Below are 23,696 nucleotides of genomic sequence, written 5' to 3' on the forward strand. Positions count from 1 at the left end.
CCTAGTTCAAAATGGCCAGGGTCAACTGCGGATAACAGATCAGCAGGATCAGAACCGCCAGCATAACGCTGGCAAAGGGCAGCGCACCAAGGAACACATCCTTCAGCGAAATCCGGTCATCATTCAGTGTTGCCTTGATGACAAAGCAGGATATGCCCAACGGTGGTGTCAGCAGGCCAATCTCAGCCCCGACAACGGTGATGATGCCGAACCACACAAGGTTCAGTCCCATCGGCTCGACCAGAGGCAGGAACAACGGCACCACAATCAGGATGATCGAGGCCGTGTCCAGCAAGGTACCAAGAAATAACATCATGATCACATAGATCAGCATGATGGTGAAGAAACTGGCATTGCTACCGGCCAGCATGTCGCCCAGCTCATTTGGCAATCCCGCAAGTCCCAGCATGCGGCTGTAGATCGAAGCGGCCGTGATCAGGAACAGGATCGACGCGGTAATATGCCCGGTTTCCAGCAAGGCGTTCCAAAATGCCTCTAGGGTAATACGGCGGCGCACCAGCGAGATAATCAGCGCCACCAGCGCGCCTGTTGCGCCCGCTTCGACCGGGGTTAGCCAGCCGGTATAGATTCCCCCAAGAACAACCACGATCAGACCAAGTGTTGGCAATGTTTTTGAGGCGATCTCGGACCAGGGTAGCCGCTCGTATTCTGATGCCGGACGCCCGCCGACAAATGTCGGAAAGAACCGCCCCATCAGCCAGATTGCCCCCACATATGCAGCTGCCAGCATCAGTCCCGGAACCACACCCGCAAGGAACATATCACCCACGGATTGTTCGGCGACAAAGCTATAGATGATCAGCATGGCCGACGGCGGAATGATCATGCCCAACACCGAGGACCCCGCCACGACACCGACGGCAAAGCGTGGGTTATAGTCGTAATGCAGCATCTGCGGCACCGACACTTTGGCAAAGACCGAAGCCGAGGCGATGGACGACCCTGTAACGGCCGCAAACACGGCATTTGCGCCCACTGTCGCCATGCCGATGCCCCCCTTCACGCGGCGAAAGCCCGAGCTCATCACCTCGTAGACATCACCGCCAAGGCCTGCCTTGGACACGATTAATCCCATGAAGGTGAACAGCGGCACAGTGGCAAAGGTGTATTCCATCACACTGTCGCTCAACGCGATCTTGAGCAGGTTCATGGCCAGATCAAAGTTGTCTCGCATCAACCAGATCGAGACGAAGGACACCACCCCCAACGCAATCGGAATATAGACCCCCAAGTAAATGAGGATGACAATGGCTGCGACCGAGGCCGTACCAATCTCTAACGGAGTCATTGAGCGTCCTTATGTTCAGGCACAGACACATTGTCGGGCTTATCAGTCAGGGCCAAGACCTTGAGCAGGAAGATTACTGTGCATAGGCTGGCGCTTAGAAAAATGACCAGCTTGATTGGCCACCAGGGTGCGGTAAAGACGCCCGGAACGCCAAAATAGTCCTTGGTTTCCCACATTTCGGTGAATTCGGGCCAGATCGCTATCGCGATCAAAACCATGAACACGCTTGAAACTGCGTCGATCACCCGGCGCATGACACTGGCCACCCGTGGGTACCGGCCGCCGATCAGCACCAGAAATCCGTCAGATCGCATCAAACGATTGACCCGCACGACGTCGGGCAATTGCAAAAACACAATCAGCACCATCGAAAATTGCACCACCTCGACGGCGCCCAGAAACGGAGCGTTGAACATCCCCCGAGCCACCACGTCGAAGTTCACAATGGCCACAAGGCCCAGAACAACCAGGGTACCAATGACATTTGCGCCAATGGCAACCCCGTTGCCCAATCTGGAAAGGCCCGCAACCGGCCCCCTAAAGGATGATAGTATCAAGATCCGGCCCTTTCCGCTTCTATTACTGAATAACCTTACTCGGCTGCCCAGTCGCGCACACCAGTGTATCCAGCGGCTTCCAGCTTCCCGATATAAGCCTGCAACATGTCGGTGCCCGGCTCACCCTTGGCATTCAGTGTCTCGGCCCATTCGGCAGCGATGTTTGGCATGGCTGCGGCCCATGCCTCGCGGTCAGCCTGACTTGCCTCAACGATGGTCCCGCCTGCGGCCACATAGGCCTCTCGGCTGGCAGAGGCACGATCCATGGTCAGACCGGCCACATGGTCACGGTACATGACCGCAACATCCCGTAGCGCGATCTGCACTTCTTCTGGTAACTTAGCCCAGTAATCGGCATTCACTGTGACCGTCTTGGTGTTCACTGCGCCAAGGTCAACACTCAGCATATAAGGTGCAACTTCGGCGATCTTAAAAGTCTTGGCGGCTTCTGGCCACAATATCGCCTTCTCGACCAGGCCGGTCTGCAGCATATTGTAGAAATCAGTCAGACCACCGCGCACACCGGCGGCATTCTCGATCCCTTCAAGATAGCGCAGGTTCATGCCGGCTCCGGCCACCTTTGCCCCCATCATATCATTGGGAGAAGCGATCGGCGTGGTCGAAAACACCTGATAGGTATCAAGCACAACGCCCGTTGCAAGATAGACTTGGTTCTGCTTTTCAAATTCCTTCTGCATCGTCGGGAATTCTTTGGCGATTTCATCAACCGCCCTGGCCACAGCGGCCGAGTTCGGAGCGATAAAGGGCGTCACAGCCGAAATCGACTGGCTAGGCAGTTTGGATGAATGGAAAATTGTCGTGACGATGCCGATATCACCCAGACCCAGTTTGACACCTTCAAGGACGCCCTTTGGCTTGACGATGGCCCCGCCATAGCTTTCCTGCCAGTCCATCTGGTAGTTGCCGGTTGTCGCCAATATTTTATCAACTTCGGGAATGAAGAAGTTAGAGAACTCCTTTACCCATAGCGCACGCGCCGGATAGCCATCAATCACGACCGCCTTGATCGTTTCAGTGGCAAACCCCGGCACGGCTGTCAGCCCTGCCATCAACGCACCAAACGCCAGTCCTCTTGGTAGTACTCCCATAACATCCTCCCTAGATGGTTATTTTGATGAGGGGCAATGCTTTTGCAAGTGAACCCCGACCTTAGTACCCGCTGTTTTGAACAGCATTGAAAGCGGGCAGAATTTCTTGTTTCCTTAGCCTCTCACCTACCTGTCATCCATGGCACTCCACTGGTCGCAAAGTGCCATATCTGCTTGCGAATCCAACCGCCGGTCTGTGCTGGCTGTTGGCCGATTTTGGATCTCATGTATTTGCCATTTACCCGTCACGCGAATGAACAGACTTGATCGAAGGCGAACCTTGGCAGTTTCTGAAACAGGGCGTTTTCATTGGCGTAACCCAGATTGCAGAGAAAGTTTGACCTCAGCGTCGTTCCAGCAAAGAACTCCTGATCTACCGCCTCGTTGGAAAAACCCGACAGCGCGCCGACGTCTAACCCAACAGCCCGCGCTGCAACCATGAAATAGGCCCCCTGCAGGGTGCCATTGCGAAACGCCGTCACCTCGGAATGTGCAGGTTTACCCTCAAAATGCGGTCGCCGGTCTTCGTGCGGGAACAGAAACGGCAAATCCCGCCAGAACTCCAGATCATAAGCAATGATGGCAGTGACCGGGGCCGCCATCATCTTTTCGATATTCTTTTCTTTCAGCGACTTGGCCAGTCGTTCCTTGCCAGCCTGCGACGTGACGAAAACAAACCGCGACGGGCAGCAATTCATGCTGGTCGGCCCGTTTGCCGTGATGTCATAGATCACGTCCAGAAGGTCCCGCGAAACGGCCCTGTCGCTCCACGCATAATGAGAGCGGGCATTTCGTAGTATCAAGTCGATCGATGCATCATCCAGCACCGGTTTTTGCGCGCGAAGCGCGCGCACGGTCTCCTGCGCCCTGGTACGTGCAACAGTAAGGGCTTCACCGGTCAAAGCACTCATTTGACAACCTCGATCATGCTCAAGTGCCTCCAAAGGCATATTCGACGGGTCTTATGTGCTGGGATCACCGGATAGTTGGGTTAGCATTGCCCGCATCGTGATACTACTGTATCGTTATGCGGAGAAAATGGTCAAGATAAATATAAATTCGTGCAACGGTAGACTGAGAGCAAAGCAATTCATTCTGCTTGCACCGCGCGGACGTCACGAACCAAATGAAGGAAATTCAAAATGGTTGCCTGGGAGAAATACAAAGAACTGTCGCGAGAGCGCGGTTCATTGGCGATGGAATTGTTCGTTGTTGTCAGTACTCCGGTAAAGTCATCTGAAGACATAAAGATGATACTTCCCGAACACTTGACTTACCTTGCGGAACAGGAAGCCGCAGGTGTTCTGGCGCTTGCAGGACCTGTAGCGGATTATTCCGGTGCCGACATGTGCGGTGAAGGCCTTCTTGTATATCGGGCTGATACATTGGCTGCTGCCAGAGAGATTGCTGAAAACGACCCAATGCACCTGACGAAAACACGGAAATTTACGGTGCGGCCCTGGTTGATAAACGAAGGCTTCCTTGTCGGTTCATAACAATGCCAGCAGCCCATCAATGAAAGCAACCGTGATCGGCTGGTGTCGGCTGAACCAATAGATCTACTGCCCGGCGCAGGTTTGCCGCCCAACCTGGGATCAAGATTAATGGAATTGCGGGTAACAATGCCAAAATGGTCTCCCAGATCAGGCCACAATTAGCTCAGCGTCACCGGCACCCTACGGTCACACTCTCAGATAGTTAACCCCTGCTAGCACTGTGATGAAACGGCCCTAAAGGCCCGCCGGGCGGCACGGTTCACAATTTCGGAGGAGTGGGTTCAGCCTGAGTGTCATGGCGCCAAGCGGCCAAATCGGTGTTGATCCAGGCCTTTACGCGATCCAATCCCGGAGTATTTGCAGCCTCCAGAAAATGCAGCATCTCACGCGTGCCGTGTTGATAGCCGGCACGGTAGCTTTCTTCCGGGTCGGTCTGCACGCCTTCAAATCCAAGGGGTCTTTTAAATTCGCTATGTGGCATGTCTATCCTCGCTCTTTACGCTAGGGCAAGCAATACGCCTACCTGTGACGGCTAAGGTCAACGCCCGCGCCCTTTGCCTTGAGGACAGTATCGGAGACTCTGAATAACGAACACTTAATGTGACCGGTAAAAACCCAGCCAGAAGCATCAAAAAAGGCCCCTAAATCTTCCTTGGTGACGCGGTTTGCCCCTATAGTTAGCAAAGCCACCGATCATAACCCGTGATGCGGTAGCCCAAGCCCGGGGCGTTTATCATTAAGTTTCGACGGCTTGCAGGCCAAAACGGCAGGGCGTGGGGCAGACAGGCCATTTCAGACAGATTAGTGCGGTCGAGCCCACAAAAATATCATGCGAGGTTTCTGGGAATAATGGCATCAACTCGGCTTCGAACTTCTCGATTGACCGGTTGGGCCGCGATCGGTGAATCTATGACGCGTCAGTGACGACCCATCGGAGGAACTTGGGTTTCACTAGACCTCCGCTTCAACCAATACCTACATAAATGGACGTGCGCTGACAGCAATGGCCTTATCCAACAGAATTCCAAATTGATGACCTGCCCGCAATCGTCACGCGCATAACAGAATTTGGATTATGGTAAAGGTGACCGGCTGTTACACCTGAAGGGAATTGGAAAGTTCTAGCAAATGCATAGCAGGGCGCATCACCAAATAATTTCCTCTCTCCTCAACGGGCCTAAGTTCTAAAATATGTAACAAAACCAATGGGCTGCGCTTACCCATGCCGATCTTAGAGGCGACCTGACCGAGGCCAAGTGGGCATTGGGACCCAAAACATTGACGACGGACAGCGTTTAAAGGCACGGCGTTGGTGGGACGATCACAGTAGCGCACCGCTGCCGTACACCCTATGATTGAATCAACTCACAATCATACATCCTAAATGTCACCTTTTTCACACAAATCGACCAATAATTTTACACAAATATCTTTAAGAATCGGTAATTTTTATTTATTAAAATTCTGAAACTACTTACACCTCATACGTGCGTTTTTATTCAAATTAAATGATACTGCTTCAGGTTTATTATAAGATGCCCTGGGGGGCTAGGTTGATGAAAGATTACTTTGAAAATTTTGAGCCGTTGTTTGTTGACAATACTACCCCATTGCGGGCGCCTGCGGGCCAAGGGCTCTATAGTAGAACCGGTAAACGCATCTTTGACCTGATGCTGGCTATTTTGCTGCTGCCTCTGCTTGCCACTGTCATTGCCGCACTTTGGATCCTGGTTCGGCGAGATGGTGGTCCTGGCTTTTTTAGTCACAGCCGCATCGGTCGGAACGGTCAAGTTTTCGAGTGTTGGAAAGTCCGCACTATGGTCGTGGGCGCTGAAGATAGGCTGCAGACCTACCTGTCCTCTAACCCCGTTGCTGCCGCCGAATGGGCCCGCGACCACAAGCTGACAAATGATCCCCGCATTACCCGGATTGGCACCTTCCTGCGCAAAACTAGCTTGGATGAATTACCGCAAATATGGAATGTGCTGAAAGGTGAGATGAGTTTTGTCGGCCCGCGTCCAATCGTGAGCGCTGAACTGGCCAAATATGGTGTTTCTGTCGGCGCATATCTAGATCAAAAACCGGGGATCACCGGGTTGTGGCAAGTCTCGGGTCGCAATGACGTAAGTTATGCCGAGCGGATAGCGATGGACGTAGACTATTCGATGCGCAGTTCTTTGAGATTCGATGTTGAATTGATTGTACGAACTGGAGTTTCGGTGCTTGGAGGAACCGGGCGGTAACCGTCCAGCGCTGTTAAACCGTGTGTCTTCAAAATGGCTGGGACGCGATTACCCAATGTTAAGATCAACTTCCACCTGCGACATTCTCATCCAGACCGCCCCAAGTTGCTACCTTATCTCGGTCTTGAATGGCGGAAACCAAAGGCGATGCCGCATGGAGTCGTTGAAGCAAAGCATGCAGGTTTTCATAGCTTTCTACATAGCGCTGATGGATAAGACCCTCAACACGCCCTCGCCCCCATCCGGATAATTTCTGCACCCTTGATCCGATGGACACCGTTAATTCTTTTGCGGCCCTTCTTCAGATACCAATCCTTTAGCGGCGCGGGGTAGTACTGCGCGATGACTTGGGAATAATATTCGTATCTGTCAGGGGCCATTTTCCTGCCGTTCTTCGACGGGCCGTGAAAACCAAACACCGTGTTCGGCGAAATACAGGTTTGCGGCAACCCGAGCAGCATGGTGCAGGTCGAATAACAAACCGCGCCCCGGATTTCGACCGGCTGGCCACTGGCACGCAGGTTGCGCATTTCGATCAAGCGGTCCCGGATAAATCCGCCCCGGTCATTGCCGACTACGTAGGGCTGTAAGCTGGCATAGGCCTGGCTGCTCATTCCTAACAATCCAATGGTGATAACAAAAGCTGACAGAATGCTCTTACCCGTTGATTTCAACCGCTCAAGATTATTGCAGGCAACAGTAAACCGGGGCCGTAAAACGGCCTTTTTCCACGTTGTCATGGATCCACCTCTATGATCACCGGCCCGAATAAGACGGGCCATCCCACGCCCCCACGGCGTTGGATCACAGAAGCATTTTAGGGGTTAACAGAACCTTGACGGTGGCTGCGTTAATACATTGGAAATTTAGAGAATTTTTACGATCCTTAAGGAAACCCTCTAGAAACGCGACCTTTTTTAAAGGATCTGGCAAGGACTGATTAGTGAGTCAAATTTGCTTTGAAGTTTGCATGGCCGAATTTCATCCGTTCCATGGCAACCCGACACAGCAGCAGGCCACGCCTCAGCTTCCTGAAACGCGGCCCAAAGTCTAAGCTAAGATCAAATTGAGACCCTTAGGGGCTGACTGTGCTCGGTGTGCTGGTTGTCGAAGTGGTGCTCCCTCCGCCAGCCGCAGCGGCAATGCCCGCAAGGCCAACCAGCGGCGCGATCAATGGTACAAAGTTGGTGGCACCATCTCCGGGCAGGGCCAAACAAGCCTCGGCCTCTGCATTGGCTGGGTCGTCACAGTCCAGCTGAGTGTTTTGTACAGGCTGCGCCTGCGGAGTGGCTGTCCCCGTTTGAGCCATAACAGGAGCCCCAAAAGTGGACAAAACCAGAAAAGTCACAATAAATGGGTTCGTCATAAACAACCTCCATAATACATTGATAGTACTGTATCATGGGCCGACACAAAGAAGAAGCTTTGTGTTTGGAAATTCGGTTTAGAAATAAGCCACCAATGCATGCAGCACATCAATCAAGAACGCGGGCCTCTAGTCCCCTATATTTAAAATTATGATGGTTTGACGCGCCCAGACGAGTTAGAAAGAATAATATTTAACGGTCCGAACCCGGCCCAATCATGATTCGAATTGCGCTTTATTACAATGACAAACATTTCTTCAAATGCGGCGCCCCTTAGACAGTCTGCGGGCCAAGGAGGCGCAGATGATATAATTGACCTTGGCCAATTGTTCGCCACCCTCTGGCGCGGCAAGTGGATCATTGCATTGATCACAACTTTGGCAGTTCTGGCAGGCGGGTATTATGCCTTTGTGACGGCGGTTCCTTTGTTTAGATCAACTGCCGTGGTGATGCTGGAAACCAAGCAGCAGAGTATTGTTGACCTAGAAAGCGTGGTAGGTGGATTAACCGGTGACTCCTCTGAGATAAATTCAGAAGTCGAAGTCCTGCGCTCACGCGGATTGATCGGTAAAGTCGTGGACCGGTTGGACCTGATTTCTGACCCTGAATTTAATAGTGTTCTGCGTCCGGTCTCGCTGATGGGCAGTGGTAAAAGTGAAATCAAGGCCGCATTGGGACTACCAGACGTCCAGATCATTTTACCGCCTGAAGAACAGGAGAAACGCACGCGGGATGCAGTGATCACTGAATTGCTAGAGCAGATCACTGTACGCAATGTTCCGTTAAGTCTTGTTTTTCAGATCACGGCAGAGACTGAAAGCCCTGAAAAATCCACGCGTATCGCCGATACCCTGGTGGAACTCTATGTCTTAAACCAACTTGAAGTGAAATTCGAAGCCACCGAACAGGCCACCTCCTGGTTAACCGGGCGGGTTGCAGAGCTACAGGTAGAGTTGGAGGCTGCCGGAGCCAAAGTATCGGAGTTCAGCACATCGACAGACCTGATTTCGATAGAAGCCCTGCAAGCGCAGGAGATTCAGTTAAAGGACCTTCGTGAGCGAATTGGCAATGCCGAAACTGCTGCCATGAATACTGCTGCCAAGGAAGTCGCACTATCTAATGTCACCAGCCGCCAGGACCAAGCTCTGCTTGCTGGAAATGTGCAATTAAACCGGTTGCTGCCCAGAGTTGCTGAAAACGAACAGATGGCGCAGGCCTTTGACACTCAATTTGCCAGGGTCTTAACCCGCGCTAAATTGGACACCACTCGGGCCCAGCAACAATTGCTGGCCCTGCGCAATTCGTCCCAGGAAATGGAACAGCAAATTGCCAGTCGCGGTCAGGATCTGATCACCTTGCAACAACTGACTCGCGAGGCAGAGGCGGTGCGGTTGTTGTACGAGTATTTCCTGAGCCGACTAAAAGAAACTTCGGCCCAGCAGGGTATTCAAAAGGCCGACAGCCGAATCCTGTCCAGGGCGGTGGTCCCGTCCAACGCTGCCTCGCCCAAAAAACCATTGATTTTGGCCATGTCAAGTATTCTGGGGTTGATGATCGGTATGGGGCTGGTTTTGCTGCGCGAGGCCCGCGCAAATGCCTTTCGCACCGCCCGAGACCTTGAACAACACACCGGATATACAGTGCTGGGTCAAATCCCACAAATTCCGGCGCGCAGTCGTAAGAAGATACTGAATTATCTCGCGAACAAACCCGCCTCGGCCGCAGCAGAGGCCGTACGAAACTTGCGAACATCGGTGCTGTTGTCCAACGTCGACAATCCAGCCAAAGTGATCATGTCGACATCGTCAGTGCCTGGAGAGGGTAAAACCACTAATTCACTGGCTTTGGCGCAAAATCTGATTGGCCTGGGTAAATCCGTGCTGCTAATTGAAGGAGACATACGGCGGCGTACATTCGCTCAGTATTTCGATGACATCCCCGAAAAAGGCCTCGTGTCAGTTCTATCAGGTGATCAAACGCTAGAAGAAACTGTATTCAAGACTCCGGTGTTAGGTGCAGATCTGCTGGTTGGTGATAAAACGGCATCCAATGCCGCTGATCTGTTTGCATCGGACAAATTCAAAGCCCTGATTGCTGATGTGCGGCAAAAATACGACGTCATCATCATTGACACCCCCCCGGTTTTGGTTGTGCCTGACGCGCGCATTATAGCAGAAATTGCCGATGTGGTTTTGTTCTCCGTCCTTTGGGACAGTACATCAAAACACCAGGTCGACGAAGCCCTACGCATGTTCCAGAACTCCAATCAGCGCATTACCGGACTTGTGCTTAGTCAGATCAACGCCAAACGAATGAAACAATATGGCTACGGCGGTCGCTACGGAGCTTATGCCGGGTACGGATCAAAATATTACACCAACTAGAACGCCTCTCCGTTAGTTCGCAGCCGCTACAATCGGAGTGGTAATCAACGACGGTGTGATTTGCTGGATGGTGCGGCCCCACTTGGTGACCGGGTTCTCCGCAATGAAGATGATGTCATTTGGGCGCAGCTCAAACCGGGTGGCTAAGGTCAAATTGGCGGCACTGCGGTAATCCAGGTGCCAGGCGGTGACCGCACCCAGTTCACGTGCATCGGATGACGCGCGCAAGACATAAACCTCGGACACATCACCCGTTTCCTTGGCCACACCATTTGCGGAATCAAACAGCGCATCAGCCAGCGAGGCCCGTTGCTCAAACGGCAGCGGATAGCGCGATTGCGACACCACTTCGCCGGTTAGATAGACATAATCCTGATCCACTGCACCGTGGCTCAAACGGCTTTCAAAGTTATCGCGACCCTCAACAAAATCGGCCCGACGCAACTGGACCTGGGCTGTGAGCTCATCCAAGGCCTGGCTTCGTCCGGACAATCGGGTCTGGGTTAGGCGAATTTGCTGTTCAAAATAGCTCTCGGCCCGATCAAGCTGGTAATCCGTATCGACAAACACAGAGTCACCGGCAATCAAACGGGTGCGCTGAAGGTCCGCACGGGCATAAAGGTCCGTCAGTGGAATCTCGTACAGGCGTCCTTCACGGTAGATCCGCACAGAGCCAAGGTCGATGTCAGAAACCGAGACCGAACCAGCTGCTGCAAGGGCCTCGTCCAGGTACAGTGGCGTCAAAGTAATGGGCACTATCCTTGGATTTCCGACAGCGCCACCTATAGAGACACGACGCGATTTGAACTCAGCGATCTCAAGGCTGAATGTTGGATCAAACTGATTTTCAACCAGTCGCTGGAACAAAAGGTCCTCGGCGGCATCCACTGTCATGCCAGCAATACGCACCCGGCCCACATCGGGAATATTGACCGATCCATCGTCCTGCACGGTGTAGCCGTTGCGGCTGTTTTGCGCGGCGAGCAGGCCAGATAATTCCTGCACCGTGTTCTGGGTCGCGGGTGTAGACAAAACCACCACATCGCCAATACCGATGGTATAGGGACCGGGATCAACAGCGGGCGGCGCCTTCAAGGTCAGCTGTTGATGGCGTCCTGCGTCCTGAGAGGAGGGAGCGTCGGGTAATGCGCCAGGACCGCGCGAAGCGACGCCCTGTCCGTTCCCTGCAGTGATTGAAAATACAGCAGGCAATGTTTTGGGGGCATATGTCGACCGGTTGGCCTGTATTAATGTTTCGGCAGTCATTGGAACCACCCGCACCTTGGTTGCATCACCTACGCCGGAAACAACGTCAGGGCTGCGATAAATTGTGGAACAGCCAGCCAAAGCCAGCGCGCAGCAGATCGAAATCAATAAACGCAATTGGTCGTCCTCCAATTAATCCCGCCAAATTGGGCCGGGGATTTACAACTGTGGTATCACCCGGGTGTTAACGGCACCAATAAAATCTCCCAGCCATTGGCTCGATTGGACAATTAGATTGTCCGAGTTTCTGACCCAATAGAGATTTTGAAACTGCTGGTCCAGGCTCTGACACTCTTCAGCCATCAGGCGCGCGTCAATTACAATACCCCCAATGGTTGTCACACGCGGTCCGCGGTTCTCGATACGGCAAATATAGGTGCGGGTCGCAGTCTCGTCATTACCGTTCAGATACGTATGGAACCGATGTGCGGTTCCTTCCTGCCCGGAAAACACAAACTCTAATGCTTCAGAAATATCACTCGACAACAGACCCTGGCCAAACCCACGGCTGCCTCGCAGCATTCCGCGTTGCATGATCAACGTGCCGCCATCTGCTGACAGCCAAGTATCAACTCCGTCACGTGTCCCTTCGAGCAGCATTACCCCGGCGCGTTCTGTTGTGGGGAATGACACCTGCAACCTGGGCACATTGGCGCGGATCAGTGGTTCGGACCGGGCCACAGGTTGCTGTTGTCCGGGCCTGAGAAAGCCTGACAGTTGGTCAAAATCATCGCTTGTATTGGTGCAACTCACCAGCGTTACAGCGGCCAGGGTCAGCGTTAGAAGTCTCATCGGAAATAACGCCCCCATTGCCCGGTCAACCTGTCAGCCCGTTCATTCTGCGTGTACTCAAACAACCGGTTGCGCACATTCAACCGTGCGCCGCCATCCCGTAGAACGGGGCGGATGACCTGCTTTAGAGTGCCGCGGGACGGCTTGCCGGTCATCCAGGAAATAGGGATTTCGATCCTGATACCCTTGTCAAACGAACCTTCACCAAATTCTTCGCTGGATACATCAGTGAGGGTGAAAAACGCGCCAACTTTGAAACCGTTATTGAACACCCGATCCAGAGCAAAGGTCGCACCCACATCGCCAGCCAGATACCGGCCAACATCAACCTGCGCCTTATAGTCGCCAGGAAAATCATAGTACACCGAGGCATGGCCGGTCAGAACGTCATAATCCTGAAAGCCAAACAACATGTCGAAATCACGTTGCTTGGCATAGTTGATTTCGCCCCCCAGGGCCAGGCGACCATCCACTGGGAACCAGAGCAATTCAGCCGACAGCCCGCCATACATTTCTTCAAGATAGCCTGCAGTGACACGGGCAAAAATATCAGCACGTGGGCGCCACAGATATTCAGCAGTCATCGTGGTGATGCGGTAGTCGGATTTCGCGTAAAGGGCCCAGTCAGACCGCACATGATGCAACTCTGAATTTGACACCCGGGTGGTATCCGCCAGATTGCCCAGGACTGGCGTTTGCAGGGCCGTTGACAGTGTCAGGCCAGGCTGCACAACATAATCCGCCTGCAACTCAACACCAAGCTCATAGCGAAATGGCTGATCTGGGTCGAAGAACGAAAACCGTGTATAGGGGCCTAGACGATAGCCAAAATGGGGAAAGGCATCCGCGACTGTGCCACCCTGAAGCGACAGCGGAGCATCGTCGATCCGCGCCCGCGCCAGACTTTTCCAGGCACCGTCATAGTCCGTTTCCAATTCAGTCATATCGCTGCGGGCCGTCTGCACCGAAGTAATCGGCACGCCCTGGCGCACCAGGATTATGTTGAACGTATCGATCTGCGGGTTAAGCGTGTTTGCCATCACACGTGCCGCGCGACCCAAGGCCTGTGCATTGGCGCCAAAATGGTTGTTTTCAATAGAAACATTGGCCGTGGTGTCATCCAGAGTATAACCAACCAATCGCAGGCCTTGGTTTTGCAACCTAACTTTCAGCACTTGGTCCGTGCTGGATCCGGACGACTGGTCCTCATCAGGCGGCAGGTTCCAACTGGCCAAAGCAACGCGATCCAGGCCTTGCAACATCGGCGCCGCCTCACCCTGACCACCAGGTGTCACCGCCCGGCGTGGATCAAACACGTAGCTTAATTGCGCCCCAAGGGTTGACCCGTACATGTAATAGCCACTCAGCGCGGCACCATTTTCGAACCGATAAGTGATGCCAAAATTGAAGGGAGAGTTTTGCTCGACGAGACCGCGATCAACTTCTTTGTCATAGGTATCTGAAGAATACTCGGCCAAAAGCGACAACCGGTCATTCACATTCCAACGCATACCACCAAACAGCGCCACGTCACCACGGAACCAGTTGCCAAAGTCCAGTTGACCTGTTTCAGAAATACCACCTGCGCCAGAGCCGGGTCGTGTTTCAAATCTACCACCAAATATACTTAGCGGGTTTGAAAAGCTGTTGCGGCCGGCCAAGCGCCCCCAGCCCATGCCGCCTGTGACCACAATGTTATCCGCAATGGTCTTGCTTGCTACAACATACTCGCCAGCATAATTCCCTGTGCCGCCAAAATCACGCAAGCCTAATGCTAAAGCGGGCCCTTTCTTAGTTTCTTCACGCAGCTGGAAGTGAATGTCAAAACTGCGGTCATAGCGACTGCGCGTGCCACCGCCATCATAATCTCTGATGTATGAATAGCGAAAACTGCCATAGACCCAAGGCAACATCTGAAACGTAAGTGTATTACGATTATTGTTTTTAAAACCGGAAGTGGTCATTGCCAGACTGCCATCCGGCAGGACTTCGGCGGTGGGCATATCTATCAGACCAGGCGTCCCATAAGTCGACAGGTTCTGTGCGGCAACCGCAGTGCCCCACCCTAGCCCGCCAAAAATAACTGCTGCCAAACTGACATAGGTCCGCATCAAATCGCCCAATTAAATCTACCCACTTACTTAACAAACCGCCACGCAGCCTTCACAGAAACAACCAGAGCGCGTAACACTTCAAGACCAACTGCGCTTGAAATGTCACAAACATCGGCAAAACCTGGAGCTCTCGATGATCAAATCATGGATCGCCCGCCTGTATGGTCAAACACTGGACGTTGTGCCGTTAAGTCCCGCTATGAGGTTCTATGCCATCGGCGATATCCATGGGCGGTTTGATCTGCTGACCCGACTGTTAGAACAGCTGGATCCAGCCTATCCAGTGATCTGTGTTGGCGACTACATCGATCGGGGTGAAGCTAGTGCCAAGGTACTAAGCTACCTGTCGGCCCGGCCCGAAATTAGGTGCTTGATGGGCAACCACGAAGATATGCTGTTGGACTTCCTTGACACTCCTGAGCGAAGTGGTTCGCGTTGGTTACGCAATGGAGGGCTGCAAACCCTGGCCAGCTTTGGTGTTTCGGGTGTCACAGAAACATCAGAAGGCGACGATCTGACACAAGCCCGGGATTCGCTGAACGCAGCGATGGGAGTGGATCTGATCGCATGGATACGCAGGCTGCCGCGGTCCCATCAATCAGGCAATGTGTTTATCTGCCACGCAGGTGCCGATCCTAAGGCATCGCTAGAAGATCAACAGGACCAACATTTGCTGTGGGGACATCCGGAATTTTCTAAAACCACACGTAGAGATGGAAATTGGGTGTTGCACGGTCATACCATCGTTGACAAAGCGGTCGCTCAAAACACTCGCATTTCAATCGATACCGGCGCCTTTGCCACCGGGCACCTTACCGCCGCGTTGATACAACCAGGTGAAGTGCTTTTTATCTCAACATAAGAAACTAGAAAACGGCATAGACCACCATGCCACGTTCACTCCCGCAGACGCGCCTAATGTGAAGCGACCCCAAGCCATTGCTACCCCACCGTGCGGGGCATTCGCCCCTTCAATCAATGCGGTCATATAGCCCCTATGCGGATCCGCAAAATGCTCAAAAGCGTGATGAGTATTGTCAGCCAACAGCCGAGCGCGCACCAACCAGCCTATCTGCTGAGGCAGGCCGGGGCCGTTTTCGGCCCAAACTCAAGAGCGATCAGAATATATTATATCTAAGGTTGCAATCTTATAAAATTAGACGACAATAGGGAATAGACGTGCACTATTGCCAACGCGATCGCCTAAACTTGATATGGAGCTGACCCTACGAACCGGAGCGTCGAGCAAGCCTGGACGGGCCGAGATAGGGGGCAACGTCTAAGCGTTGCGAACACAAAAGGGTATTGTTCCATGAATAACATGCCAGACCAGCCTTTTGTTTCAATAGTCGCCCCAATGTACAATTTGGACAGTTTTATTGCCGAAACAATCCAGTCAGTTTTGTCCCAAACCTACACGAACTTTGAACTGATCCTTGTTGATGATTGTTCCTCGGACGAAACTCTAGCGCGCGTGCAGAGCTTCAGAGACTCACGCATCAAGCTCATTCTTAATGAAGAAAACAAGGGCGCCGGAGAAACTCGCAATGTTGGCATCAGAGCTGCCCGAGGCAACTTAATTGCCTTTTTGGATGCAGATGACCTTTGGTATCCAAACAAATTGATGAGCCAATTGGCCTTTATGGACCGCACCGGCTCAGCCGTATGCTACACGCTATATGATGTCATCAACGCGCAAGGCGTTGTATATGCTGACTGTGGTTATGTTCCCAAAAAGGCCACCTACCACCAGATATTACGTCGCAACTTCATTCGCACGTCGAGCCTGATTTTTAATGTCGACAAAGTTGGGGGGAAAGTTTATTTCCCCAAAATTCGCAAGCGTCAGGACATGTTGCTGTTTCTTGATCTAATTAAGCGGGTCGGTCAGGCGAATCTTCTGGACGAGGTAACATGTTCCTACCGGCTCCATTCCGGAGGGATTTCTGCCAACAAAAAAAGCGTTATACCCTATCAATGGGCGGCCTACCGTCATGAAGAGAAACTATCGCTGCCTTATTCAGCCGTCCTGATGAGCGCCTGGTTTGTGCTCGCTGGCTACGCCACCCTTCGCCGTCGAATGAAAATGGACCGTCAGTATAATAATAGCTAGAAAGCGCCCGTCGGCGGCCTGCCTCTAAGGAATTGCGTCATCCATCATAGCATAATACAATTCAAAATTTATTGTCCAACCTAACATCCGCAACAACTGAAAGTTCAATACAGACGACCTTACCAACAACGTTTGGAGCTCCATTTTTAATGTATTTTTTATCCATTGCTCGCGCAACACGCAACAGATGCGTCTCCAGTTGAAAGTTCACAAAATTGCGCTTGTCGCTTTTGCAATTGCATTCGCAGGCATTGCAAAAGCCATCGGGCTTGGTTCTGTTTCGAACGCAATGCTCATTCTGGGGGCATTTTCATTCCTTGTCCAATTTGGATTGCAGTTTCGTCTTTCGTCTCGTCTGGCGATCCCGGTCGTTTTTTTGACCGCATATTTGATGATATACTTGGTACTGACTGCCAGCGCGCCAACGGCAGCAGGGATGAAGAACACAGTTAGTATATTTGTGGGCGCTATGTTTTTTCTATTTGGCGCCATAAATGCCGAAAAACTTGCGTTTGGGGCCAGTTGCCAGAACATCTTTTTCGTCACTGCTGTTTTCTGCGCGGTCCTAGCGCCTAGTTTGGGGGATACTAACAAGAATGCAATAAGCGGCATATCGATGTACATGCTACTGGTATCAGGTGCGATATTGGTCCATCGAAAAAGGCTCGACCGGTTTCCTGCGCTACTTGCATTTGCAACGGTCTACATAGTTGGCCAGATGCTTGGCCATAGGATGGCTGTAGCTTCTGGGATAATTGGAGCCTTAGTCTATTTTTCACTAATTTTTCTTCCATTTCAAACTATTCGCAGAATCCTACTAAGCGTGGTGACTGCCTCAATTCTTTTACTGGTGGCGATGTACACAGGCCTTTGGGACTTGAACATACGAGATTCCAACGACCTCTTTGTTGCCGTCTCTGGTCGAAATGCAGTCAGTGGTCGCCAAATAATATGGCCCATCATTGTAAATGCTGTCTCAGCATCAAAGTTCACGGGTCTTGGAACAGGCATGAGTTTCTCCAATCTGTATAATTCCGACTGGAGTGCCCATAGCCTATACATGCAGGTCTACCTGCAGACTGGCTTTCTTGGACTCGGATTTCTGGTTTTGGCCCTGTGGTCAATCTGGTGGTGCATCGGGAAACCAAGGCGAAGGGACACAATGTCTGCCTACGCATCAGCCACAATGACAGTCGTTATCCTGCATTCCGCAACAGAAGTTTATTTGACCCAAGTAAACCTGATGATTGGGGCCCTAGCCTGGTTGACACTAGGATTGTGCATTGGGCTGATTAACTTGCAACGGAAACCCAATAATACACGTGAAACCAATACGATTTGCAATGAAACAGATTTACCGCCCTCGATTCATCAACAATGTAGAGCTAATTAGTCATGCAACATTGTAGTGAAGCTAAAATGACCCCAGTGTTTGTTCTGGGCGTGCCACGCAGCGGCACCACTCTTGTTCGCAGCGTAATGTGTGTGTTGCCGGGCGTATATCTGCCCCCTGATGAATTCCAGCTGCTTTCGGTCATTCTACGCCCTGATTTTGACCTGAGCAACTTGCGCAATATTCTAGAGCAGTCGAACTTTTCGGGCCACATGCGGCGGCGCGGAATTTGGCTCAGTCAGGATGAACTGACCACTGTTTCAAAGCACTCTACAGCTGCAATGGCTTTTCAAGCGCTTGTTTTGCAGCTTGCGAAGAAAGAAGGGCAGCACAACTTAAGGTATTGGGGCGACAAGACACCAGAGAACTTATTCCACCTGACAGAAATTTTCGAAACTTGGCCAGACGCTCGTATCGTCCACGTTGTTCGGGATCCGCGTGATACAGTTCTTTCGATGAAAAAATCCTGGGGCCGCAGCGTGCTGCGCGGCAGCGTATTATGGCGAGATGGTCTTCGCGCATTTCGGAGACAACACCACTCTGGGCGGACATCGCAAATATACGAAATAAAATATGAAAATCTCACCAACCACACCAATACCGTTCTGGTCGAGCTTGCGGCATGGCTCGGCGTGGAGTTTAATCCACGCATGGTTGAAAATTTCACAAGCGAAGAACGCTGGAGCAGTTCTAAGGCAACAGGTATTCAAAATCGTTCCGTTCAATGGAAATCTGCGCTGACCCCCCAGGAAGTATTAACAATAGAACAGATCTGCTATGTGGAAATGCAAGACGCCGGGTATGAGCCGAGTACTGCGGGCGAAGCCAAAGAACCACCGCACATACAGTTGAGGCTAGCAAAATTTTTTGACGCTTTTCGTGTCGTAAACGCCTATGCAAAGGAACGGGGGTGGGCCGCCGCTATCGCTTACAAGACACGCCAGTGGTCCATATCGAGAAAAATTTGAAATGATAATTCCATCCCGATTAATGCGAGTTCTTGAAAGCACTTTCGTACGGAAGTTTGCAACGCAAAGCTTAGTTGCATTTAGCATCAAGGTCGGCAGTTCGGGTCTCGCTTTTCTTATGTTTGTTGCACTGGCAAGCGCCATGGACCAGGTGAGTTTCGGTATATTCGGCACATTTTTTTCCCTCGCCACCTTTTGTGCGGCCGTCGGCAGTTTTGGTCAAAGAGCTAATGTAATACGGTTTGCTGCTGGCTACGATCAGCTTGGCCAGGATCATTTGCGGCGCGGAGTCACTGTCTTTGGCTACCGCCTCGTTCTTTTTGGAACCGTTGTTGCAGGGATCGGCGGCACGCTGTTCGCATTCCTGTTCCTTGATATATCAGGGGCAAATCTGCTTTGGCTGGGTGTTCCGGTGATGGTCCTAGGGATTGGATTGACGGAGTTTCAATCCCGGGCACTGCGCACAAACGCAGGAGTAGCGCTTGTCTTATTGCCCAGGGGCGTCTTTTGGCGCGTTTTCATTATCGTGGTCACAGCGGTTGCCATTTCGCTTTTCGGGCGCGCGCAGGACACTTACTCCACTTGGGTATGGATCATAGGAATATCGCTCCTTGTTACAGCCCTTTTGCAGTGGCTCGCGTACGAAGGAAAACATCCCGACAAATCGTTTCGGGGGCCAATGGAGATGGAAACCGCCATTTGGAAACGAGAGCTGGCGGGCCCCTGGACATCGCTGGTCGTTGTCTCAGCGACCACTAATTTGGCAGTTTTTATGGTCGGGGCATTGCTGAGTTTCGAGCAAGCAGGCCCATTCTTTGCAGCCCTCCGTCTTACCCAGCTTTTGAACTTGTTGATGCTGGCAACCGAAGTCATCCTGAATCCAATGATCTCTAGAGCCATAGCCTCTAAGCGATGGGGCCAGGTACAAAGGGCCTGCACCCTTACGGCAGTTCTCGGCGGCGGCTTTGCATTAATTGGAATAATCGGATATTTTCTGGCAGGGAAGTTCTTGCTCAACCTCTTCAGCCCAGAGTTTACTTCGGCCTATACAACCCTATTAATTTTGGCGGTAGGGTTTGTTGTCAATACATTGGCGGGCCCAACCTCTCCCTTGTTGCAGATGTCAGGACATGCCGCAGCCCTTGCGCGGTTCCAGTTAATCGCAAATGTTGGAAGCTTATGTTGCATGCCCCTGTTCATTCCACTGTTTGGAATTGAGGGCGCGGCAGTCTGCATTACCGGCAGTATGATCACGTGGAATGTGCAAGCATGGCTGTATGCCCGCAAGAAATTGAAGATAGATCCAACAATAATTTCACTTCTTAATGCTCCCAAGGGGAAAAGTAGCCAAGGATAAATTAATGCGCACTTTTCGGAAAAAAATTTACATTCTGCAGGATTCCAATTCTCGATTTGCAAGATTTGGACTTTTGGTAGTCCTTTCGGCCTACCGTGTGTTGGACATACTGTTTCTTAAGAAACCCCACCGTCTAGATCGAAGCACAGAAATTGTGGCCTCTCCTGATCGTCGGTTTGTTTGTGTACTGGTCCCGAAATGCGGATCGCGAACGATACTCGCCGGTCTTCAACAAGCTTCAAGAATGCAGAAATTCGGTTTATCGATCAAAAAACAAAGTGTCAGCAATTTCAAAAATGAGCACGAAGGGAATTTTCAGTTTGCTATTGTCCGCGATCCTTGGGCGCGCACCTATTCCTGCTACAAACAGAAAATCAAAGACAGCAAACCAATCAGCCAAGCCTTGCATTTGGCGGGCCGCAAAGGTCTCAATCCGGATATGACTTTTGACGAGTTCGTTCACTGGCTCTGCAATACAGAAGGCGGTGATCACCTTGCAGACCGGCACTGGGCTTCCCAGCACCTCATATTGGGCCTGGACTTAGGTATTTCGTATGATTTTATCGGCAAGCTTGAAAACATGGAGCAATCATTGATTGCAGTGGCTGACAAGCTCGGTATTCCAAAAAACTCCTTCAATGAGCACAAAAATTCAACCACTTCATCCAAAAACGAGCATCTTAATCACTACACTCCGGAACTTATCGACATGATTTCCAAAAGATATGCCGAGGACATTAGGACGTTTGGATATGAACAGCCTATTTTGTGACACCATGGCATGATGCCGTGAATTAAGTAGGCGTTCCACTGAGAACTGTGTTTTCATTCCCGGAAATGTATCTACATGCTGCCGGTTGTTCAATTTTGTTAGCCCTGAAATTTAGGAAATATGCGATCCATGAACCCTCCAAAATCAGTTGCTAACCTTCGTGACATTCTTAAAAAGTCTATCGGCAGGCCATCGCTTGGCCTTCGGAAGAAAATTGAAACCGTTAATGCAATAAAAGTAGATCGCTCGATTGACGAAGAACTCGTTTCGGAAATGCGTAGATATTTCACTCAGGACGTTGAGCGCCTTTCCGGTGTATTAAAGCGGGATCTGCGCGCTGAGTGGAAGTGGTCGTGAACATACTTCTGATAGCCAAGGCCTATCCACCGGAAACTGGCGGAATTGAAACCTACTCAGAGGAAGTCGCAAAGGCTTATGCGGATCTTGGGCACCAAGTTACAGTCCTGACAGCCCACCCTGGTGAGAGCGGTTGCGAACAACGAGGATCGGTTTTCGTTCACAATGTCGGCCAGGGCAATCAATTGAAAACATTCCTGCGCATGATGGAATGGCTGCGCCACCAGCGCGACAGTGACTACAATTTTGTCCATGCCACGTCCTGGAGAGTGGGCCTCCCGACACTTTTGTTACGCCCCAAGACCCCTCTTGCAGTTACCATCCATGGCCGGGAAGTCTTCATGGTACCCAAGGCACTGAAACCCGTGATGGCACTTGTCTTGAGACGCGCCAAACTGTTGCCGACAGTCAGCCAACCCATTCTGAACATGGTGCGTGACAAAACAGGTCTTCCTTTGGAACAGGCTTTTTCAAATTGGAATGGCATCAGTTTTGAAGAGGAGGCTCGGCGGCTCGACAGCAAGCCAAATGGCTTCAACATCTTTTGTATGTGCCGCATGGTCGAACGAAAAAATGTAGCAACAGCGATAGTGGCTGTCTCAGATCTGATACACCAAGGTGTCGACCTCCAATTCGACATTGCCGGAAGCGGGCCTGAGTTAAACTCCCTTCGCAAATTGCTTTCTAAACAAGCCACAGGCGATAGAATTAAGCTACACGGTCGAATTCCGGATGAACTAGTACCTGAATTCTACAGAAATGCGCATGTTTTCCTACACCCCCAAATTGCCACCGAAGGTGGGGCAGATTTAGAAGGGTTTGGGCTGACGATTGCCGACGGCATGGCCTTTGGTTGCATCCCCATTGCAGGGGCTTCTGGTGGCCCCCTTGATTTCATCAGGGACAATGAAACCGGTCTTCTGGTTGATGGCCATGATATTGAGGCTTTAAAAAGTTGCTTAACTAAACTGTTGCAATCTGGCGCCCGCCGAACGGAATTGAGCAAAGAAGCCCACTCATTCGCACATTCTCAACTAACCTGGCACAGACATGTACTTAATATTATTCGAAAAATCTGAATTTCGAGGTTTTTTGATCGATGTTGAAAAGCACTTTGGCAATCTGGTTCATGCGCAGTCTACGCAGCTGCCCAAACGGTACTTGCACTCAAAACCCTAACCAGTCGTCCACTTTAGGAGTTGGCCCCTAAGGTCAAACGCATGAACAAACTATTGGGGTCTTGCTGATATCCGTAAATCGGCGGGCAGCTGGCATAGCCCAAATTGTCGTACAATTTGCGGGCAGCATCATATTCCGGGCACAGCTCGGATCCGGTTTCCAGTACCAAGGCCGAGTGACCGTCGCTGCTAGCTTCTACTGCCAAGTGATCCATGATTTTGCGCGCACAGCCCTTGCCACGGGCCGCCTGGTTTACAAAAACTGATTTCACTTCGGCGGTGCCATCCGGCAGCGGCTTAAACCCGCCGCATCCCAGCACCGCATCGCCGTCAAAGGCAGCCCAAAACCGCACGCCGTCCCGGCGCAGATCGTCAACGCCAAATGTGTGATCACTCTCGGATGAGGTTGCCCCAGCGCTATGGGCCCGGTTGGCCTCGATTAGGGGCTGTAACTTGGGGTCAGCGGGATCAACCTGACGAATCGTGATCATTTAGTGGGTCCAGACACCGCGCCTGTTGGTGGCAAAATTGTCGCCATAGCCACCGGGGCGGACATTCACCTTGCGCGGCTTTGGGTCGACAACTTGGGCATCAATGCCATGAGCCGCTGCATAATCCACTGCGGCCTCTTTACTGTCAAAGCGCAGGCGTACCTGGGCTTGAGTGTCATCAGAGGAGGTCCAGCCCATCAGTGGGTCGACGTCACGCGCGTTCGCCTGAGCATATTCCAACACCCATTCACGGGTGCGCGCCATGCCCGAAGTCATCGCGTTCCTGGCTGGCTTGAAAATCCGCGCTTGCATTGCCGTCTCCTAGTCTGTCTCTGCCTCCTATATGCTCAAAACAGGGCGATACGGCAAGGTGCCTTTTGTCTCACATTGCCCATGATTTTTGATGGTTTTGCCACATCTGCACGAATCC

Annotated in this window: 23 protein-coding genes; 11 read left to right on the forward strand and 12 right to left on the reverse strand. The window is 51.7% G+C overall.

Annotated features, from left to right (window positions below; translation table 11 throughout):
• Position 1: 1 nt before the first annotated feature.
• The 4 genes from EBB79_RS16280 to EBB79_RS16295 all read right to left on the reverse strand — a co-directional run bounded on the left by EBB79_RS16280 (position 2) and on the right by EBB79_RS16295 (position 3,886).
• Positions 2-1,309, reverse strand: coding sequence for a TRAP transporter large permease (locus tag EBB79_RS16280; RefSeq protein ID WP_127749873.1), 1,308 nt, complete (start codon positions 1,307-1,309; stop codon positions 2-4).
• Entirely contained in the window at positions 1,306-1,866 is a 561-nt protein-coding gene (locus EBB79_RS16285) for a TRAP transporter small permease subunit (RefSeq protein WP_238704932.1), read from the reverse strand. Before EBB79_RS16285 ends, EBB79_RS16280 begins: the two co-directional genes overlap by 4 nt.
• Before the next feature lie 35 nt (positions 1,867-1,901).
• The gene (locus EBB79_RS16290; protein WP_127749875.1) at positions 1,902-2,975 is read right to left on the reverse strand and encodes a C4-dicarboxylate TRAP transporter substrate-binding protein; all 1,074 of its coding nucleotides are present in this window, start codon (positions 2,973-2,975) and stop codon (positions 1,902-1,904) included.
• A 245-nt stretch (positions 2,976-3,220) separates the two neighbouring features.
• Entirely contained in the window at positions 3,221-3,886 is a 666-nt protein-coding gene (locus EBB79_RS16295) for a malonic semialdehyde reductase (RefSeq protein ID WP_127749876.1), read from the reverse strand.
• 231 nt (positions 3,887-4,117) lie between these two features.
• On the opposite strand from EBB79_RS16295, the gene EBB79_RS16300 reads away from it, so the two are divergent.
• Positions 4,118-4,471: a YciI family protein gene (locus EBB79_RS16300; protein WP_127749877.1), complete on the forward strand. Its 354-nt coding sequence runs from the start codon at positions 4,118-4,120 to the stop codon at positions 4,469-4,471.
• Positions 4,472-4,730: 259 nt separating this feature from the next.
• On the opposite strand, the gene EBB79_RS16305 is transcribed toward EBB79_RS16300, so the two are convergent.
• Positions 4,731-4,952 (reverse strand): hypothetical protein, encoded by a 222-nt coding sequence (locus EBB79_RS16305; protein ID WP_127749878.1) that lies wholly within the window; start codon positions 4,950-4,952, stop codon positions 4,731-4,733.
• A 1,075-nt stretch (positions 4,953-6,027) separates the two neighbouring features.
• Between EBB79_RS16305 and EBB79_RS16310 the strand changes: the two genes are divergently transcribed.
• On the forward strand, positions 6,028-6,714 hold the full coding sequence (locus EBB79_RS16310) for a sugar transferase (protein WP_127749879.1): 687 nt from the start codon (positions 6,028-6,030) through the stop codon (positions 6,712-6,714).
• A 221-nt stretch (positions 6,715-6,935) separates the two neighbouring features.
• On the opposite strand, the gene EBB79_RS16315 is transcribed toward EBB79_RS16310, so the two are convergent.
• Positions 6,936-7,454 carry a hypothetical protein gene (locus EBB79_RS16315; protein WP_127749880.1) on the reverse strand — a complete coding sequence of 173 codons (519 nt, stop codon included), beginning with the start codon at positions 7,452-7,454 and terminating at the stop codon, positions 6,936-6,938.
• A gap of 335 nt (positions 7,455-7,789) precedes the next feature.
• Positions 7,790-8,080, reverse strand: a complete 291-nt coding sequence (locus EBB79_RS16320; RefSeq protein ID WP_127749881.1) for a hypothetical protein — start codon at positions 8,078-8,080, stop codon at positions 7,790-7,792.
• Between the two features lie 243 nt (positions 8,081-8,323).
• Between EBB79_RS16320 and EBB79_RS16325 the strand changes: the two genes are divergently transcribed.
• Complete coding sequence (locus EBB79_RS16325; protein ID WP_127749882.1) at positions 8,324-10,465, forward strand: polysaccharide biosynthesis tyrosine autokinase; 2,142 nt, start codon at positions 8,324-8,326, stop codon at positions 10,463-10,465.
• Positions 10,466-10,477: 12 nt separating this feature from the next.
• On the opposite strand, the gene EBB79_RS16330 is transcribed toward EBB79_RS16325, so the two are convergent.
• From EBB79_RS16330 to EBB79_RS16340, 3 genes are read right to left on the reverse strand one after another with little or no spacing between them, the layout of a single operon-like run.
• On the reverse strand, positions 10,478-11,848 hold the full coding sequence (locus tag EBB79_RS16330) for a polysaccharide biosynthesis/export family protein (protein WP_177627825.1): 1,371 nt from the start codon (positions 11,846-11,848) through the stop codon (positions 10,478-10,480).
• Between the two features lie 42 nt (positions 11,849-11,890).
• A complete protein-coding gene (locus EBB79_RS16335) occupies positions 11,891-12,523 on the reverse strand; it encodes a YjbF family lipoprotein (RefSeq protein WP_164860834.1) in 633 nt (210 codons plus the stop codon).
• On the reverse strand, positions 12,520-14,634 hold the full coding sequence (locus tag EBB79_RS16340) for a YjbH domain-containing protein (RefSeq protein WP_127749884.1): 2,115 nt from the start codon (positions 14,632-14,634) through the stop codon (positions 12,520-12,522). The genes EBB79_RS16335 and EBB79_RS16340 overlap by 4 nt, the downstream gene beginning before the upstream one ends.
• Positions 14,635-14,770: 136 nt before the next feature.
• Between EBB79_RS16340 and EBB79_RS16345 the strand changes: the two genes are divergently transcribed.
• The 8 genes from EBB79_RS16345 to EBB79_RS16380 all read left to right on the forward strand — a co-directional run bounded on the left by EBB79_RS16345 (position 14,771) and on the right by EBB79_RS16380 (position 22,676).
• On the forward strand, positions 14,771-15,499 hold the full coding sequence (locus EBB79_RS16345; RefSeq protein WP_127749885.1) for a metallophosphoesterase: 729 nt from the start codon (positions 14,771-14,773) through the stop codon (positions 15,497-15,499).
• A gap of 450 nt (positions 15,500-15,949) precedes the next feature.
• Complete coding sequence (locus tag EBB79_RS16350; protein WP_127749886.1) at positions 15,950-16,750, forward strand: glycosyltransferase family 2 protein; 801 nt, start codon at positions 15,950-15,952, stop codon at positions 16,748-16,750.
• 199 nt (positions 16,751-16,949) lie between these two features.
• Positions 16,950-18,143: an O-antigen ligase family protein gene (locus EBB79_RS16355; protein ID WP_127749887.1), complete on the forward strand. Its 1,194-nt coding sequence runs from the start codon at positions 16,950-16,952 to the stop codon at positions 18,141-18,143.
• A 26-nt stretch (positions 18,144-18,169) separates the two neighbouring features.
• Positions 18,170-19,111: a sulfotransferase family protein gene (locus tag EBB79_RS16360; RefSeq protein WP_164860835.1), complete on the forward strand. Its 942-nt coding sequence runs from the start codon at positions 18,170-18,172 to the stop codon at positions 19,109-19,111.
• A gap of 1 nt (position 19,112) precedes the next feature.
• Positions 19,113-20,468 carry a lipopolysaccharide biosynthesis protein gene (locus tag EBB79_RS16365; protein WP_164860836.1) on the forward strand — a complete coding sequence of 452 codons (1,356 nt, stop codon included), beginning with the start codon at positions 19,113-19,115 and terminating at the stop codon, positions 20,466-20,468.
• A gap of 4 nt (positions 20,469-20,472) precedes the next feature.
• On the forward strand, positions 20,473-21,240 hold the full coding sequence (locus EBB79_RS16370; protein ID WP_164860837.1) for a sulfotransferase family protein: 768 nt from the start codon (positions 20,473-20,475) through the stop codon (positions 21,238-21,240).
• 129 nt (positions 21,241-21,369) lie between these two features.
• Complete coding sequence (locus EBB79_RS16375) at positions 21,370-21,597, forward strand: hypothetical protein (RefSeq protein WP_127749891.1); 228 nt, start codon at positions 21,370-21,372, stop codon at positions 21,595-21,597.
• Positions 21,594-22,676 (forward strand): glycosyltransferase family 4 protein, encoded by a 1,083-nt coding sequence (locus EBB79_RS16380; protein ID WP_164860838.1) that lies wholly within the window; start codon positions 21,594-21,596, stop codon positions 22,674-22,676. Before EBB79_RS16375 ends, EBB79_RS16380 begins: the two co-directional genes overlap by 4 nt.
• Positions 22,677-22,789: 113 nt before the next feature.
• Here EBB79_RS16380 and EBB79_RS16385 read toward each other — a convergent pair whose 3' ends face one another.
• Together EBB79_RS16385 and EBB79_RS16390 are read right to left on the reverse strand one after the other, a co-directional pair.
• Positions 22,790-23,266: a GNAT family N-acetyltransferase gene (locus EBB79_RS16385; protein WP_127749893.1), complete on the reverse strand. Its 477-nt coding sequence runs from the start codon at positions 23,264-23,266 to the stop codon at positions 22,790-22,792.
• Positions 23,267-23,578, reverse strand: a complete 312-nt coding sequence (locus EBB79_RS16390) for an ETC complex I subunit (protein ID WP_127749894.1) — start codon at positions 23,576-23,578, stop codon at positions 23,267-23,269.
• Between the last annotated feature and the right edge of the window lie 118 nt (positions 23,579-23,696).

Origin of the sequence: Parasedimentitalea marina (genome assembly GCF_004006175.1) — a bacterium.
Classification (GTDB): domain Bacteria; phylum Pseudomonadota; class Alphaproteobacteria; order Rhodobacterales; family Rhodobacteraceae; genus Parasedimentitalea; species Parasedimentitalea marina.

What these genes read in the sequence shown, in the direction of transcription:
- EBB79_RS16370 (WP_164860837.1), top strand. Translation starts at nt 20,473, where the DNA reads ATGCGCACTTTTCGGAAAAAAATTTACATTCTGCAGGATTCCAATTCT.
- EBB79_RS16375 (WP_127749891.1), top strand. Translation starts at nt 21,370, where the DNA reads ATGAACCCTCCAAAATCAGTTGCTAACCTTCGTGACATTCTTAAAAAG.
- EBB79_RS16385 (WP_127749893.1), bottom strand. Translation starts at nt 23,266, where the DNA reads ATGATCACGATTCGTCAGGTTGATCCCGCTGACCCCAAGTTACAGCCC.
- EBB79_RS16335 (WP_164860834.1), bottom strand. Translation starts at nt 12,523, where the DNA reads ATGAGACTTCTAACGCTGACCCTGGCCGCTGTAACGCTGGTGAGTTGC.
- EBB79_RS16365 (WP_164860836.1), top strand. Translation starts at nt 19,113, where the DNA reads ATGATAATTCCATCCCGATTAATGCGAGTTCTTGAAAGCACTTTCGTA.
- EBB79_RS16325 (WP_127749882.1), top strand. Translation starts at nt 8,324, where the DNA reads ATGACAAACATTTCTTCAAATGCGGCGCCCCTTAGACAGTCTGCGGGC.
- EBB79_RS16315 (WP_127749880.1), bottom strand. Translation starts at nt 7,454, where the DNA reads ATGACAACGTGGAAAAAGGCCGTTTTACGGCCCCGGTTTACTGTTGCC.
- EBB79_RS16390 (WP_127749894.1), bottom strand. Translation starts at nt 23,578, where the DNA reads ATGCAAGCGCGGATTTTCAAGCCAGCCAGGAACGCGATGACTTCGGGC.
- EBB79_RS16305 (WP_127749878.1), bottom strand. Translation starts at nt 4,952, where the DNA reads ATGCCACATAGCGAATTTAAAAGACCCCTTGGATTTGAAGGCGTGCAG.
- EBB79_RS16310 (WP_127749879.1), top strand. Translation starts at nt 6,028, where the DNA reads ATGAAAGATTACTTTGAAAATTTTGAGCCGTTGTTTGTTGACAATACT.
- EBB79_RS16295 (WP_127749876.1), bottom strand. Translation starts at nt 3,886, where the DNA reads ATGAGTGCTTTGACCGGTGAAGCCCTTACTGTTGCACGTACCAGGGCG.
- EBB79_RS16290 (WP_127749875.1), bottom strand. Translation starts at nt 2,975, where the DNA reads ATGGGAGTACTACCAAGAGGACTGGCGTTTGGTGCGTTGATGGCAGGG.
- EBB79_RS16350 (WP_127749886.1), top strand. Translation starts at nt 15,950, where the DNA reads ATGAATAACATGCCAGACCAGCCTTTTGTTTCAATAGTCGCCCCAATG.
- EBB79_RS16360 (WP_164860835.1), top strand. Translation starts at nt 18,170, where the DNA reads ATGACCCCAGTGTTTGTTCTGGGCGTGCCACGCAGCGGCACCACTCTT.
- EBB79_RS16280 (WP_127749873.1), bottom strand. Translation starts at nt 1,309, where the DNA reads ATGACTCCGTTAGAGATTGGTACGGCCTCGGTCGCAGCCATTGTCATC.
- EBB79_RS16340 (WP_127749884.1), bottom strand. Translation starts at nt 14,634, where the DNA reads ATGCGGACCTATGTCAGTTTGGCAGCAGTTATTTTTGGCGGGCTAGGG.
- EBB79_RS16345 (WP_127749885.1), top strand. Translation starts at nt 14,771, where the DNA reads ATGATCAAATCATGGATCGCCCGCCTGTATGGTCAAACACTGGACGTT.
- EBB79_RS16300 (WP_127749877.1), top strand. Translation starts at nt 4,118, where the DNA reads ATGGTTGCCTGGGAGAAATACAAAGAACTGTCGCGAGAGCGCGGTTCA.
- EBB79_RS16320 (WP_127749881.1), bottom strand. Translation starts at nt 8,080, where the DNA reads ATGACGAACCCATTTATTGTGACTTTTCTGGTTTTGTCCACTTTTGGG.